The organism is Shewanella mesophila, from assembly GCF_019457515.1.
In the GTDB taxonomy this organism is placed as follows: Bacteria; Pseudomonadota; Gammaproteobacteria; order Enterobacterales; family Shewanellaceae; genus Shewanella; species Shewanella mesophila.
In genome coordinates, this window is record NZ_CP080421.1 from 2,511,604 (window position 1) to 2,526,497 (window position 14,894).

General features: G+C 43.9%; 17 protein-coding genes. 7 read left to right on the forward strand and 10 right to left on the reverse strand.

Annotated elements, in window-relative coordinates; genetic code table 11:
- Positions 1–142: 142 nt before the first annotated feature.
- The 3 genes from K0I73_RS10965 (at position 143) to K0I73_RS10975 (ending at position 1,557) form a co-directional block, all read left to right on the forward strand.
- A complete protein-coding gene (locus K0I73_RS10965; protein WP_220061174.1) occupies positions 143–445 on the forward strand; it encodes a PilZ domain-containing protein in 303 nt (100 codons plus the stop codon).
- Between the two features lie 112 nt (positions 446–557).
- Entirely contained in the window at positions 558–1,226 is a 669-nt protein-coding gene (locus K0I73_RS10970) for an AAA family ATPase (protein ID WP_220061175.1), read from the forward strand.
- A complete protein-coding gene (locus tag K0I73_RS10975; RefSeq protein ID WP_220061176.1) occupies positions 1,213–1,557 on the forward strand; it encodes a replication protein RepA in 345 nt (114 codons plus the stop codon). The genes K0I73_RS10970 and K0I73_RS10975 overlap by 14 nt, the downstream gene beginning before the upstream one ends.
- 3 nt (positions 1,558–1,560) lie before the next feature.
- Here K0I73_RS10975 and K0I73_RS10980 read toward each other — a convergent pair whose 3' ends face one another.
- Positions 1,561–1,803 (reverse strand): YecH family metal-binding protein, encoded by a 243-nt coding sequence (locus K0I73_RS10980; RefSeq protein WP_220061177.1) that lies wholly within the window; start codon positions 1,801–1,803, stop codon positions 1,561–1,563.
- Between the two features lie 159 nt (positions 1,804–1,962).
- On the opposite strand from K0I73_RS10980, the gene K0I73_RS10985 reads away from it, so the two are divergent.
- The 3 genes from K0I73_RS10985 (at position 1,963) to K0I73_RS10995 (ending at position 5,934) form a co-directional block, all read left to right on the forward strand.
- Positions 1,963–3,654 carry a sensor histidine kinase gene (locus K0I73_RS10985; protein ID WP_220061178.1) on the forward strand — a complete coding sequence of 564 codons (1,692 nt, stop codon included), beginning with the start codon at positions 1,963–1,965 and terminating at the stop codon, positions 3,652–3,654.
- A gap of 1 nt (position 3,655) precedes the next feature.
- On the forward strand, positions 3,656–4,366 hold the full coding sequence (gene btsR / locus K0I73_RS10990) for a two-component system response regulator BtsR (RefSeq protein WP_220061179.1): 711 nt from the start codon (positions 3,656–3,658) through the stop codon (positions 4,364–4,366).
- Positions 4,367–4,485: 119 nt separating this feature from the next.
- Positions 4,486–5,934: a carbon starvation CstA family protein gene (locus K0I73_RS10995; RefSeq protein WP_220061180.1), complete on the forward strand. Its 1,449-nt coding sequence runs from the start codon at positions 4,486–4,488 to the stop codon at positions 5,932–5,934.
- Positions 5,935–6,005: 71 nt separating this feature from the next.
- On the opposite strand, the gene K0I73_RS11000 is transcribed toward K0I73_RS10995, so the two are convergent.
- From K0I73_RS11000 to K0I73_RS11040, 9 genes are all read right to left on the reverse strand, one after another.
- Positions 6,006–6,545: a YaeQ family protein gene (locus K0I73_RS11000; protein WP_220061181.1), complete on the reverse strand. Its 540-nt coding sequence runs from the start codon at positions 6,543–6,545 to the stop codon at positions 6,006–6,008.
- Positions 6,546–6,630: 85 nt separating this feature from the next.
- A complete protein-coding gene (locus K0I73_RS11005) occupies positions 6,631–7,542 on the reverse strand; it encodes a precorrin-2 dehydrogenase/sirohydrochlorin ferrochelatase family protein (protein WP_220061182.1) in 912 nt (303 codons plus the stop codon).
- Between the two features lie 151 nt (positions 7,543–7,693).
- Positions 7,694–8,011 carry a putative signal transducing protein gene (locus K0I73_RS11010; RefSeq protein ID WP_220061183.1) on the reverse strand — a complete coding sequence of 106 codons (318 nt, stop codon included), beginning with the start codon at positions 8,009–8,011 and terminating at the stop codon, positions 7,694–7,696.
- A gap of 336 nt (positions 8,012–8,347) precedes the next feature.
- Entirely contained in the window at positions 8,348–9,295 is a 948-nt protein-coding gene (secF, locus tag K0I73_RS11015) for a protein translocase subunit SecF (RefSeq protein WP_220061184.1), read from the reverse strand.
- A 13-nt stretch (positions 9,296–9,308) separates the two neighbouring features.
- Positions 9,309–11,159 (reverse strand): protein translocase subunit SecD, encoded by a 1,851-nt coding sequence (secD, locus tag K0I73_RS11020; protein ID WP_220061185.1) that lies wholly within the window; start codon positions 11,157–11,159, stop codon positions 9,309–9,311.
- A 38-nt stretch (positions 11,160–11,197) separates the two neighbouring features.
- Entirely contained in the window at positions 11,198–11,530 is a 333-nt protein-coding gene (gene yajC, locus K0I73_RS11025; RefSeq protein WP_028762231.1) for a preprotein translocase subunit YajC, read from the reverse strand.
- 27 nt (positions 11,531–11,557) lie between these two features.
- Positions 11,558–12,682 (reverse strand): tRNA guanosine(34) transglycosylase Tgt, encoded by a 1,125-nt coding sequence (gene tgt, locus K0I73_RS11030; protein ID WP_220061186.1) that lies wholly within the window; start codon positions 12,680–12,682, stop codon positions 11,558–11,560.
- Between the two features lie 170 nt (positions 12,683–12,852).
- Positions 12,853–13,890 (reverse strand): tRNA preQ1(34) S-adenosylmethionine ribosyltransferase-isomerase QueA, encoded by a 1,038-nt coding sequence (queA, locus tag K0I73_RS11035; RefSeq protein WP_220061187.1) that lies wholly within the window; start codon positions 13,888–13,890, stop codon positions 12,853–12,855.
- 76 nt (positions 13,891–13,966) lie between these two features.
- Positions 13,967–14,122, reverse strand: coding sequence for a hypothetical protein (locus K0I73_RS11040; RefSeq protein ID WP_220064467.1), 156 nt, complete (start codon positions 14,120–14,122; stop codon positions 13,967–13,969).
- A 165-nt stretch (positions 14,123–14,287) separates the two neighbouring features.
- Here K0I73_RS11040 and K0I73_RS11045 point away from each other — a divergent pair, with 165 nt between their 5' ends.
- A complete protein-coding gene (locus tag K0I73_RS11045; RefSeq protein WP_220061188.1) occupies positions 14,288–14,881 on the forward strand; it encodes an acyl carrier protein phosphodiesterase in 594 nt (197 codons plus the stop codon).
- Positions 14,882–14,894 lie beyond the last annotated feature (13 nt).

Below are 14,894 nucleotides of genomic sequence, written 5' to 3' on the forward strand. Positions count from 1 at the left end.
CCCCTTCATTAACATTTATACAATCAAGAATAAGCACGAAAATTTATTACTTCAGGGCTTATCAAAGGATATTGTTTCGATGTAAAACTGTGCTAAGTTTAAAAGGTTACGTGTACCTAAATTTATACCAAGGAATAATCTGATGGACCAACACCAAGAAGAATTTGATGAGCGCCGTAATTCACTCCGAGTAGATATGGAGGCAGAAAGAATCCAAGTGTCTTGGGTCGACAGCAGCGGTAACAGTCAAACAGATGAAGGCATTTGTATCGATTTAGCACGTCGTGGGGTACTGATCGAATACAAAAATCCCTTTACGATAGGTGAACTACTTGAAATCACCTTCAATCCGGGTAGCGATAAACAAAATCGCATTAAAGCTCAAGTATGCCGCTGTCACGAATATAAGCAGCAAAGTTATCATATAGCAGCACAAATTATTTAATCATTTCAGGTGACTAAATTATACGAGTTTAAGCAGTATCTGTAACTCTGTTCTATACTGATTAGCACTTATCTAGCTCAGCGTAGTGCACATGTTCGAGGGAGAAAAATGTATGATTCTGCTTGTAGGTGGTGAAAAAGGAGGAGCGGGGAAAAGCTGTATGGCGCAAAATATTGCTGTCCATATTACCCAAAAACATAACGCGAATGTGCTAATGGTCGACTGTGATCCGCAACGCACTACATCTGATTGGATCCAAGCACGTAATGAAGATCCTAACCTTCCTGCAATTAACTGTATTCAACTCTATGGTAAAATACGTAACGATTTATTGGGTTTAGACGAGCGCTTTGATTATGTCATTGTCGACTGTGGTGGCCAAGATAACCTAGCGATGCGGGCAGCTATGTCTGTAGCAACCTATGTCGTATTGCCACTTCGCCCCAAAAGACGGGATTTAAAAACACTTCCCCATATGGAAGATATGCTCAGCACCTGCAAAATGGTTAACCCCAAAATGGTCGCCACCATTGTTATGACCCAATGCCCGTCGCTCCCGAGCCAATATAAGCGCATATTAGAAGCAAAAGAGGTCGTAGAGTCTTTTGGATTAAGAGTGTTAGACCATGTCACCTTCAGCCGAAATATCTATGATGATAGTGAGGAGCAAGGGTCATCGGTACTCGAAATAGAACCTGACGGTAAAGCCGCCATGGAAATACGCGCTATTGCTGACGAACTATTTGCAATACCACCAGAAAATTCTTATGAGCTTAACTGATCTTAAACGGCGCAAACCTAAGCCTCGAAAAAAACTCACCATCGAAGAGTTTATAGAAGATGCCAATAACTACGCATTTGGTCAGCCAAGCCTTGCTGGGCGAACCAAGAAAAAGCGCAAAGTTAACGAAACCCTAGGCTTAAAAAAGCAATCGACCAAAATTTTCAAACACGCAACCTTTACCCTGACTGAAAGCAGCATCACAGAACTCAATCAGTTAGCAAAAAGTAACAAGGTGGCTAAATCTCGCCTGATCCGTATGATGATCACCGAATTCGCCAAGATGTCTGAGGCCGATCTACAACAACTTATTGAAAACAGTCATGACTGACGACTAATGGTTGCAGATCTTATCTGCAGCCGTTGCTATTCCATCCGATGATTCAATAAATTTACCTCTGGCTTCTAAAAAGCTAATCAGCTCTTGTGCGTCCATCTCACTTGCTGAACAGGTGTGATAACGTGCTTGCTCACCAAAATGACTTGCCATAAGCTGTTCTAGCTCTTGCTTGGAGATTGACCGACCAAGAGAGAGCATTAATTCCATCACTTGATGACCATGAATTGAATCAGACATACATCCCCTTTTTAAAGATATAATTTATTTGAGTCTTTATATCGTAAAATTGGCACTGAAACTTTGACCTAATCCGCATTGCGAAACTGTTGTTCTCAATTCTGTGCCAGTGCTATGCTCAAGCCATCACGCATTATGCTTTTAGGATGCTAACTCTCAATGCCACTCATATTATTGCTTACTCAACAGATGTGTTTATATCTGGTTATTGTCTATCTACTGAGTAAAACCCCACTGTTTAAACTGTTTGCCGAGACAGCCACTCGTCTACCACACAAGATCTATATCTATCTGATCTTTTCTGGCTTTTGCATTATGGCAACCTATTTTGGCGAGCAAACTAATGATGCTATTGCCAATACCCGTGCCATGGGGGCTGTGCTTGGCGGTCTTCTTGGTGGCCCCGTCACAGGTCTTTTAGTTGGACTGACAGGGGGATTACATCGCTACAGCATGGGCGGTTTTACCGATCTAGCCTGTGCAATATCAACCACTTTAGAGGGTCTCTCTGCAGGTATTGTTGGTTTATATCTACGGAGAATAAACAAGAGTGAGCTTGTCTATTCTCCGCTACTCGTCTGTCTTCTCACCTTTTCAGCCGAAATGCTGCAGATGGGCGTCATTCTCGCGGTCGCAAAACCTTATTCTGATGCAGTAGAGCTAGTGAAACAAATTGCCTTGCCAATGCTACTCGTTAACTCTATAGGAGCGGCGCTATTTATGAGCATGGTAAGAGATCAAAAAACCATGTTCGATAAACTTTCGTCAGCGTTTTCGACTAAGGCGCTCAAAATTGCAGAACGCAGTGTTGGCGTGTTATCAAAAGGCTTCGATCAAGAAAGCAGTACCAAGGTTGCGCAAATAATTATTGAAGAGACCAACGTTGGCGCCGTTGCGATCACTGATAAAGAGAAGCTACTCGCCTTTATCGGCATAGGTGACGATCATCATATTCCTGGCACGCCTATCTCCTCACAGATCACTCAAGATGCGATTGAGCAAAACTGTGTCATGTTTGCCGATGGTGTTGAAACCAGTTATGCCTGCTCGATTTCAAACCAATGCCGTTTAGGTTCGAGTTTGGTCATTCCCCTCAGATGTGAGTCAGAAGTGATTGGCACCATTAAGCTTTACGAGCCCAAAAATAAGCTTTTTTTAAATATCAACAAAACACTAGGCGAAGGGATTGCCAGGTTGATGTCAAACCAGATTCTTTACGGCCGTTATGAACAACAACAGAGTCTACTAACTCAATCTGAACTCAAATTACTGCAAGCTCAAGTCAATCCCCACTTCTTGTTCAATGCGCTTAACACCATTGCCGCCATTATTGGTCGTGACCCATTAATGGCCCGTAAGCTTATTCAACATTTAGCCCAGTTTTTACGGATCAACTTAAAACGCACAACTGGACTGGTCACCCTCGCCGATGAGTTAGAACATATTGATGCCTATCTCACCATTGAAAAAGCGAGGTTCATTGATAGGCTAAGCGTCACAATTAATATTCCTGAGTCATTACATCACTATAAGCTACCAGCGTTTACGCTACAGCCAATCATCGAAAATGCGGTTAAGCATGGCACTTCACATCTATTAGAACCCGGCGAGATCAAGGTCACTGGTAGGCTGAAACAAGAATCACTAATATTAGAGGTGACTGATAACGCAGGACTTTACCAAACCGCTTCAAATAAAGATAAATCAGGCTTGGGAATGTCCATCGTAGATAAAAGAATTAAAAACCTTTTTGGTAATGGATATGGTGTCGCAGTATCATGTGAGCAAGACAGCTATACTCTAGTAACCATAACATTACCGTTATCAACCACTGCCCATTCGGAAGATTAGTGTGATCACTTGCTTAATTATTGATGATGAACCCTTTGCTAGAGAGTCACTAAGTGACCTACTGTCTGTTCATCAAGACATTGATGTGATTGACCATTGCTGCAACGCCATCGAGGCGATGCAATCTATTGCTAAATATAAACCCGAGTTGATTTTTGTTGATATTCAAATGCCAAAAATTAGCGGGCTAGAGATGGTTGCCATGCTCGATCCAGATACTATGCCTAAAGTGGTGTTTGTTACGGCTTACGATGAGTATGCGATTAAGGCATTCGATAACCACGCCTTTGATTACCTGTTAAAGCCAATCGATGAAGCGAGATTGCAAACGACAATAGAGCGCATCCGCAAAGAACAAGTACAACGCTCCCTTGCTGCCGTATTACCCACACAATTGGAGCATGTTCCCTGTTATTGCGGTAACCGACTAAAAGTGATCAACGTCGATGATGTTGAATTCGCCTTTAGCGATCTGACCGGTATTCATGTGACAACAAGCCAAGAACAAGTGCATACCCATTTAACATTAAAAGTGTTAGAGGAAAAAACCGAACTGGTGCGTTGTCATAAGCAATATCTCGTCGCGCCACACGCTATAAGCGAGATCATAGTGCAAGAAAATGGTGCGGAAATCGTCACCCATTCAGGCAAGCAGATCCCTGTATCGCGCCGTTTCCTTAAGCCGCTTAAGCAGATTTTCGGATTCAGCTAAAACCATTAGTCCCCTCAAATAACCGCTTAACCACCTTATACGACCACTTACTAAAATGACGGTTTTCTTCTGCTATCGTAGCGTTACACTCTTGTTAACTTTAACAAGGGGTAATAATTATGATGTGGTTTCTACTTTGTGTCGGCCTGCTACTCGGCGGATATTTCATCTACGGTAAATTTGTTGAAAAAGTGTTTGGCATAAATAAAGCTCGCCAAACACCCGCCTTTACTAAAACCGATGGCGTTGACTTTGTGCCAATGTCAAAAGGTAAAGTATATCTAATCCAATTACTCAACATCGCTGGTGTCGGGCCAATCTTTGGTCCTATCTTAGGAGCGCTATACGGCCCAGCAGCCATGCTTTGGATCGTACTAGGTTGTATCTTTGCAGGTGCTGTACATGACTACTTCTCGGGTATGCTCTCTGTTCGAAATAATGGTCAATCAGTGCCAAACCTTGCGGGTAAATACCTAGGCAAGAGCGCTAAACACTTTATGAATGTCTTCGCCATTATTCTGTTGCTCTTAGTTGGTGTAGTGTTTATTTCGGCGCCAGCGGGCCTACTCGGTAAATTAACAGGCTGGGATGTCAGTATCTTCCTTGGCGTCATCTTTACTTACTACCTTATCGCTACCATTGTGCCTGTCGACAAAATCATCGGTAGACTCTATCCCTTCTTCGGCGCTTTGCTACTGTTTATGTCTGTTGGTTTGACGATCGCACTTGTCGTATCGAGCGAGCACACATTGATGCCTGGGTTTGAAATGGGCGATTTCTTCAGCAACTTAAACCCAAATGATATGCCACTATGGCCTGCGCTATTTATCACCATTGCTTGCGGCGCGGTGTCAGGTTTTCATGCTACCCAATCACCATTAATGGCGCGTTGTGTTGAGAACGAATCAAATGGCCGTTTCGTATTCTACGGCGCTATGATAGGTGAAGGCGTTATTGCACTCATTTGGTGTGCAATTGCATTGTCATTCTTTGGCGGCGTTGAAGGGCTAAACGCTGGTATGGCTGGTAACCCTGCAAACGTAGTATATGAAGCGTCAACTGGCTTACTTGGTGCAGTTGGTGGCTTTATGGCTATCTTAGGCGTGATCATTCTGCCGATTACCTCTGGTGATACCGCCTTCCGCTCTGCACGTTTGATATTGGCTGAATTTTTCAAAATGCCACAAACCGCATTGCCAAAGCGTTTGTTACTCGCTATTCCACTATTTATCATGGGCGCGATTCTGACTCAGGTTGATTTCGGTGTGATTTGGCGCTACTTCGGTGTCGCAAACCAAACGACCGCAGTCATGATGCTATGGACAGCTTCAGCCTACTTGTTACGTCATAACAAGTTCCATTGGATATGTACTGTTCCAGCTATGTTTATGACAACGGTAGTAATAAGCTTCCTGCTAAACTCTGCCACCTTAGGTGCGGGTCTACCTATGACCTTATCGACTGTTGCCGGTGTGGTTTCAACACTGGTCATTGCAGGTCTCATCATAGTCAAAACCAAAGGCAAAGGCAAAGGCGAAGATGAAGACGCATTAGTTGAGAAAGCGTAATACAACTAAATAGTCATTATTTTCAAACATTGAGAAGCCAGTCATTAGACTGGCTTCTCTTTTTTAAAAGATTATTCTTTTAACACTTCAGGGATGATCTGCACGCTGCCTTGATCATTGGACATCCAGATCTCTCCTTCACTAATATTAAACTGCACTATCATACTGCGGCTAACCAACTCTCCCATTGCCTTAACGGCCTCTTCAGGGATATTCCATACCTTTAAATTAGCATAGCGACTAAAGGCTTGCTGATTCTGCTGCCACCAGATAGGCACGCTTCTACCACCGTAAGCAAAAAGTTGCACCTGCTTAGATCGGCCGCATGCTTTTCTTACCCACTTTTCATCACTTTGGCCAAATTCGACCCAGAGTTCGATCTCATCGCTTAACGACTTTTGCCAAAGTTCAGGCTCATCATCGACGCACAACCCTTTGCTGAACTGTAAGCTATCGCTCGCATTTAATGCGAATGCAAGTAAACGCAGCATCATACGGGCATCGGTTTCAGATGGGTGTTGAGCGAGGGTGAGGTTATGATCATGATAGTAGCCGCGATCCATATCGGCTATTTGTAATTGTGCTTTATAAACAGTTGCTTTAGGTGCCATATCAATCAAGGTTACGAAAATTTGGCTTAGTCTACCTCAATTCCTAGCAAGAAAGCACAGCATCGCAGATGATTAAGTCGATATCTTATAAGGAGCCAGCTCGTAAGCGCTTAGCAATAGGGAAATGAGCAGCCAATTTGTTGATCGCGCCAACATCTGCGTAAATCAGCAATCGCTCACCTTTGTCGATGCGATCGGTAATTTGACTCAATGAAAGAAGTGCCCCTCTTGAAGCATCTCGACGACAAAGCTCGAGTAGTTCGCTCGGTAGGCATAAGTCACTGCAAACAAGATCTAATCGTTGCAATAAAGGCATTACGGCAATCGGCAGTAAAGAGAGCGGCGTCTCATCGTCGATGAGTAATATCTCACCATCGCTAATGAGTTGGTTAAACGCATTGTCATAATGCTTTGAAGTGTGGCCATCAAAACGGTCACCATTGGCTCTCAAAAACTGTTCCCAAAACAGCTTACGTTGACTAAAAATCGGCAATCGCTGCTGCACTTCGACTCTACGCTGCGCAATAAAATCAAACAGAGGCGCTAGGGAGTTTGGTAATAAAGTCTCTATTTTCGACCTTAACTCTCTGGCAAAAACGGGGGCGGCTCCTGCAGTACTGATAGCCACTTGCAGTCTGCCTCTATCGACGATGGACGGTGTGATAAATTGACACAATGATGGCGAATCGACCACATTTACCCAGATCCCCTGCGCCTTAGCATACATCGCCATTTCATAATTGAGCGCATCATCCGCCGTCGCGAGATATAGGAGATCAATATCAGCAATATCATCGATACTCACTTTCCGTTGCAATAGGCTGATCCTACCGCACTGGGCATAAGCTAAAACTTCCTCGCACACATCTGGAGCAATAACCGATAACTGAGCTTCTGTGCGACTGAGTAGATCCAATTTGCGGCTAGCCACTTCACCGGCACCAACGATCAACACACGCAGCGATTGGGTGTTAACAAACAGGGGGAAATATTGCATAACGGACTTTTCTCTTAATACGCTTATCAAGTATCACGGGGCTTGTTCGCTGTCATATCCTTATGAATAGGACCTGATGATCGAGATTCAAAAGCATCTATTTGCATCGGCGAAATCTAATAAAATTATCAGCAAAAATAATACGTTTGAGCTAACTTAAAAGTTCACTTCTTTCTGCGCCGCATTGCCAACAAAGTTCAAAGTTGCCCTCATTAGTTTCATGACACTTAACACATTGCCATTTAGGGCTTTCACTATTAAGCGTATCGAGTTGTGCTCTAGCCTGCTCGTACTGTGACTCTGCAACCCAAAGTTCGACATCTAACAGATCGGCAGGTAACTCACCAATGCCGCCTAATAATGCTTCGCCACGCAGTTCGACAGCGATACCGCACGCTTCTAACATTCCCTTCCAACTATGGGCTTGTAATAGGTTGCCACCAGCAACTAATCGACTTCTCTCTTCCATGTTTATTATCCCCGACTGCTATTGCTCTTCTGGCAAATTATTAAGGTAGTACCTGCAAATTAATACTTAGATCCATTTATTGCTCCGACTAAGGAGTCTATACCCATCATAAAACGTTAAAAGTCGTCATTCGATCCTTAAAAATTATAGCACCTTAACGACAACATTAAGCGATATAGAAAGCGCACTTAAATAATGCGATTGATATAACCGCCAAACATCCTATCTTCAAAGCAACCAAGATGTCGAGTATGAATATGGCCAATTTGGTCTATTTGAACAATAAAAAAAGCCACATAAAGTGGCTTTTTTTATCATATTGCTGAACCAATACGCTTAAGGCATTAAGGCGTCTTGATCAGCGCCTTCTTTTTCAATCTCTACCGGCATCATATGCTCGCGATTAATACCAAGCTTAATCGCTAAGAAACTCGCCACATAGATAGAGGAAAACGTACCCACAAAAATCCCCATAAGTAACGCTGTCGCGAACCCATGGATCATTGTGCCACCTTTAAGGAACAAGGCCACCACCACAACTAGCGTTGTACCAGTAGTAATAATGGTACGGCTCATGGTTTGGGTGATCGACGTATTTACAACTTCTTCAGGTGTCGCTTTACGCATCTTAAGGAAGTTTTCACGTATACGGTCAAATACTACAATCGTATCGTTAAGTGAGTAACCAACAACCGTTAATACGCCCGCAAGTACTGTCAAATCGAATTCCAATTGAAATACAGAAAACACACCTAAGGTCACAATCACATCGTGCGCCAGCGCCGCTACAGACCCCATAGCTAAACGCCACTCAAAGCGGAAAGAGACATAGATAAGGATACAGATCAGCGCAACAAGTACCGCTAAACCGCCCTGCTCTGCGAGCTCTTTACCAACCTGTGGTCCAACAAACTCAACCCGCTTTTGCATCACACTAGGATCAACCGCTGAAGCGGCTTCCATTACGTGCTCAACTTGAAGGTCGCTTTTAACCCCTTCTTTAACAGGCAAACGAATTAGCACATCGCGGCTCGAACCGAAATTCTGTACCAAAGCGCCATCGGTTTCATCAGAGGTTAACACGCTGCGCAGCTTATTAAGGTCAACCGCTTGGGTAAACTCCATCTCAACGACGGTACCGCCGGTGAAATCGAGCCCCCAGTTAATGCCCTTAACAGCCAACGAGCTTAAAGATCCGATCACTAAAATAAGCGATAAGATACTAATCGGCACAGCATGGCGTAAGAAGTTGATCGTGCCTTTAATTGATAAAATTTGGAACATTGTCAACTTCCCCTTAAATAGACAGTTTCTTCACGCGTTTACCACCCCATATCGCGTTCACGATCGAACGTGTACCCACAATGGCAGTAAACATAGACGTTGCAATACCTATCATCAGAGTGACCGCAAAGCCTTTAACGGCACCTGTGCCCACTGCAAATAGAATTAACGCTGTCATAAAGGTGGTAATGTTAGCATCGGCAATGGTTGAAAATGCATTGCCATAACCTTCGTGTATTGCTTGCTGAACGCTTCTACCAGCGCGTAACTCTTCTCGAATACGCTCGTAAATCAGTACGTTGCCATCAACAGCCATACCCACAGTCAGTACCATACCGGCAATACCTGGCAAGGTCAGAACCGCCCCAGGGATCATCGACATTACACCAACAACCATCACTAAGTTAGCGGTTAATGCAAGATTTGCGATTAAGCCAAAGCCACGGTAGTAGACCAACATGAAGATAAGTACGACAGCCATACCCCAGATCATCGCCTGCACGCCGTTTTCAATGTTTTCAGCACCCAGACTTGGACCAATGGTACGTTCTTCAACGATTGAAACAGGAGCAATCAAGGCACCGGCGCGTAGTAGCAAAGCTAAGTTTTGCGCTTCAGAGTGATCGAGTCCGGTAATAACAAAGTTACGACCTAGACGCGCTTGAATGGTCGCCACTGAGATAACTTCCTCAATTTTGTCCATCTTAACGCTGCCATCAGGGTTTTTCGCGCCGTTATCTTTATACTCGATGAACAAAGTCGCCATCGGCTTACCGATATTGTCTTTGGTCACGTTTGAAAAGATAGAGCCACCTTTTGAATCTAAATTAATTGATACTTGTGGACGGCTATATTCATCAAAACTGGGTTGTGCACCTTGAATATGATCACCCGTTAGCATCACTGCTTTTTGCAAAGCCACTTGGCCGCCTTGGCGACGCTCATAGATTTGCGAGCTGGCAGCGATGCGGCCACTTGCAATAGCGGCGGCATCGGCTTTTTCATCCACCATATGGAATTCAATCGATGCTGTAGCGCCTAGGATATCTTTAGCGCGGGCAGTATCTTGAACACCGGGTAACTCAACGATGATACGCTCTGCACCTTGGCGTTGTACCACGGGCTCAGCAACACCCAATTCGTTAACACGATTACGCAATGTAGTGATGTTTTGCTGCAGTGCCTCTTCCTTAATCTGTTTAAGGTAGACTTCGCTCATGCTCGCGAGTAACTGATAATCGTCACCCGACGTGATGTCGGTAAACACCATATCGTTGCTACGCGTTCTGAGGAACTGCTCAGCTTTAGCTAGGTTGTCTGCATCACGAAACTTAATCTCAATACCTTTAGGCGTATTACGAATACCCGCATAACGGATTTTTTCGCTACGAAGATCGCTTCTAAAATCAGAAATTTTAGCTTCGGTCATCTTACGTATCGCTTCGCTCATGTCCACTTCCATCAAGAAGTGCACACCACCACGTAAATCGAGACCCAGTTTCATTGGACTACCGCCCATAGACTCCAACCATTGTGGAGTTGCTGGTGCTAAGTTCAACGCGACTATGTACTTATCACCGAGTGAATCGGCAATTGTCTCTTTAGCAAGCAACTGCTGTTCAGCATTTGCTACACGCACTAACAACTGACCATTTTCAAGTTCAGAACGTTTAACGGCGATGCCCTTAGCTGACAATATCTCATTGACTTGCGTCTGAGTTGATACGTTAACTTCGGCACCACGAGTCGCTACAATCTGTACAGCATGGTCTTCACCAAATAAATTTGGTATTGCGTAGAAAGCACCTACGGCGATAATAATTATCACCATTAGGTTTTTCCACATTGGGTATTTATTTAACACACCATCGCCCTCTTGGCTTAAAGTGACTTAGCTAAAACTTAAAGTGACTTAATCGACCCTTTAGGCAACACAGCCGCAATGTAATCCTTTTTAATTGTGATTTCGCTCGTTTCGTTGATAGTCAACAATACGTAGTCATTCTCATCGCTGATCTTAGCGATCTTACCTAAGATACCACCACTGGTTAAGACTTCATCACCCTTGCTCAAAGAGCTCATAAGGTTCTTATGCTCTTTAACACGCTTGGATTGCGGACGGAAAATCATGAAGTAAAAGATCAGGCCAAAGATGACCAGCATGAAAACTAATTCCATAGTACCGCCAGCACCACTTACTGGAGCATCGGCTGCGTATGCATTTGAAATGAACATATTTCTCTCTTCTTATTAGCAGTAAAATTAATCGGATAACTTAGGGACTTCACGACCTTGACTGGTGTAGAACTCCTCAACAAAGGCGTCTAATGTACCTGTCTCGATTGCGCCGCGCAAACCTTCCATCAACATTTGGTAATAACGTAGATTGTGAATGGTGTTTAAACGCGCTCCCAAAATTTCATTACAACGATCTAAATGGTAAAGATATGCCCGCGAGTAGTTCTTACAGGTATAACAATCACACTTAGCATCGAGTGGTGAAGTATCATCGCGATGGCGCGCATTGCGGATCTTGATAACACCTTCACTGGTAAATAGATGACCGTTACGAGCATTACGTGTAGGCATCACACAATCAAACATGTCGACACCACGACGCACGCCCTCAACTAAATCTTCTGGTTTACCGACCCCCATCAAGTAACGTGGTTTTTCAGTTGGAATTTTAGGACAAACATGCTCCAAAATTCGGTGCATATCTTCTTTAGGCTCGCCCACAGCTAAACCACCGATGGCATAACCATCAAAACCAATATTAACCAGACCTTCTAGACTTTCATCACGCAAGTCTTCATATACGCCACCTTGGATAATACCAAATAGCGAATTAGGATTTTCGAGTCTATCGAACTCATCACGAGAACGCTTAGCCCATCGCAGAGACATCTGCATCGATTTACGCGCTTCATCTTCTGTGGCTGGATACGGTGTACATTCATCAAAAATCATCACCACATCACTGCCCAAAGAGTCTTGGATCTGCATTGACTTCTCAGGGTCTAAGAAGATCTTCTCACCATTGATTGGTGAGCGGAAATGCACGCCCTCTTCGGTGATCTTACGAATATCACCCAGACTGAAGACTTGGAATCCACCCGAATCAGTCAAAATTGGACGTTGCCAATTCATAAAATCGTGTAAATCTCCATGCTTACGCATGATCTCTTCGCCAGGACGAAGCCACAAGTGAAAGGTGTTGCCAAGGAGAATATCTGCACCAGTAGCGCGGACCTCTTCAGGCGTCATTCCTTTTACCGTGCCGTAGGTTCCTACCGGCATAAATGCAGGGGTTTCTACTGTGCCTCGTTCAAAAACCAAGCGACCGCGACGAGCGCGACCATCTGTTGTATCTAATTCAAATTTCATAATTTACCTCGCCAGAGAAACAGTCTGACTCTATTCACGCTAAAATCTTTTAGCACTAATGATCAATAGAGATAAGGGCAAACAATCGAGTATCAACCCTGAATCTAAAAAAACTGTAAAAAAATACCCACCGCAATTGTGGGGTGGGTATTTTAAAACAAAATCACTTCTTAGTTCGCTTTTTTAGTCACAAACATGGCATCGCCATAGCTAAAAAAGCGGTATTTTTGAGCAATCGCATGCTGATAGGCGTTTTTTACCTCATCAAAACCGGCAAAGGCGCTAATGAGCATAATGAGTGTCGATTCTGGTAAATGAAAATTGGTCACCAGCGCATCAACCACTTTGAACTCATAACCGGGATAGATAAAGATATCGGTATCGCTGCTAAATGGCTTTAATTCACCCTCATTAGCCTTAGCTGCACTTTCTAAAGAGCGAACCGATGTGGTGCCAACGGCAATGACACGATGACCCGAATCTTTTGTCGCTTTAATCTGATCGACAACCTCTTGAGGAACTTCAGCCCACTCTGAGTGCATCTTATGCTCGAGGATATTATCGACACGCACGGGTTGGAAGGTGCCAGCGCCCACATGCAAAGTGACAAAAGCGGTATTAACGCCTTTCTCTTTTAATGCGGCAAACAAGGCATCATCAAAATGTAAACCCGCCGTTGGCGCTGCAACCGCACCTGGGTTCTGATTATAAACGGTTTGATAACGCTCTTTATCCGCATCTTCATCAGGGCGATCGATATAGGGAGGAAGTGGCATATGCCCCACTTCTTCGAGTACTTCTAGAATGGTTTTATCGCTATTGAGCCCAAGTTCAAATAGGGTGTCATGACGCTCAATCATGGTCATTTCATAACCACCATCTAAGCAAACAATGCTGCCAGGCTTAGGAGACTTCGAACTTCTCACATGGGCCAAAATACGCTTATCATCGAGCATGCGCTCAACCAAAATCTCGAGCTTACCGCCGGTTTGTTTTTGACCAAACAGCCGAGCAGGGATAACACGGGTATTATTAAATACCATCAGATCACCAGGAGTCACCATATCGAGAATGTCGGTAAACTGTTTATCGGCTAAAGCGCCTGTTATACCGTCAAGAGTCAAGAGTCTAGACGCGGTTCGCTCAGGCATAGGATATCTGGCGATCAGTTCATCTGGAAGATCGAAAGAAAAATCGGCAACACGCATAATGGGTCTCTGCTTAGCATAAATCGGCCGCTAGTCTATTTGCAGAAACACAGAAGATCAACCCGAATTAAGCTTACTAACTGCTTTTATCTTCATCATTGGAAGCGTTTCGAGGTAAATCGAAATGAACCTTACGGTAAGTGTGCTGTTCTATAGGTATCTCAACCTGCACTCGGCGACGCTGAGGTTGTGCCTTTTTAGTCATTAGCTTAGACAACCAGTTCCATATCATCCTTGATCCTTAAAACCGATAGGTTAGTGATTAATTGCAATGTGCACTCCTTAAGGCAACCTACTTGATACCATTGGCGCGATAATGGAAATAAAGGTTCCTTAGCACAGAGGAGCATGATAACGTGAAAATAATGCTTTGATAAAGAAAAATAAACACAACCTCATGAACTTTCTTGCACACCTTCACCTCGCAGATAATAGCAAAACCAACCTGGCAGCAAATTTAGCCGGCGACTTTGCTAAGGGCAATATAGCTGACCATCCCAAAGCGCTACAACAAGGCATTTGGCTGCACAGACAAATAGATTCGTTAACCGATAGTCATGAACTCACTAAAGAGTTACGTGCGGCTTTTCCCTCCTCTTTACAACGTGCCGCCCCCATACTCATCGATTTGGCCTTCGACCATATGTTGGCGAAATATTGGGATGAATACCACAATCATTCATTGGCTGAATTTGCCCAAAGGGCTTATTCAGACATAGAAAATACCCAACAGCTGCCAATTAAACTTATCGATATTGTGCCTAAAATGAAGCAAGAGAACTGGCTTTTGGCCTATGAGAGCCCGAGTGGTTTACATAAAGCTATCGAATCTGTGGCTAAGCGTGTATCAAAACCTGAGATTTTTAATGGCGCAGTAAAAACCGTTGAAAGAATGGATATTGAAATTGAGATAGCCTTTCGCACCTTCTACCCACAATTAATGGCTTACAGCCGAATCTGGACCCGACAAACTCCGAGTGAATATTTATAGGCGCTAGTCAAAA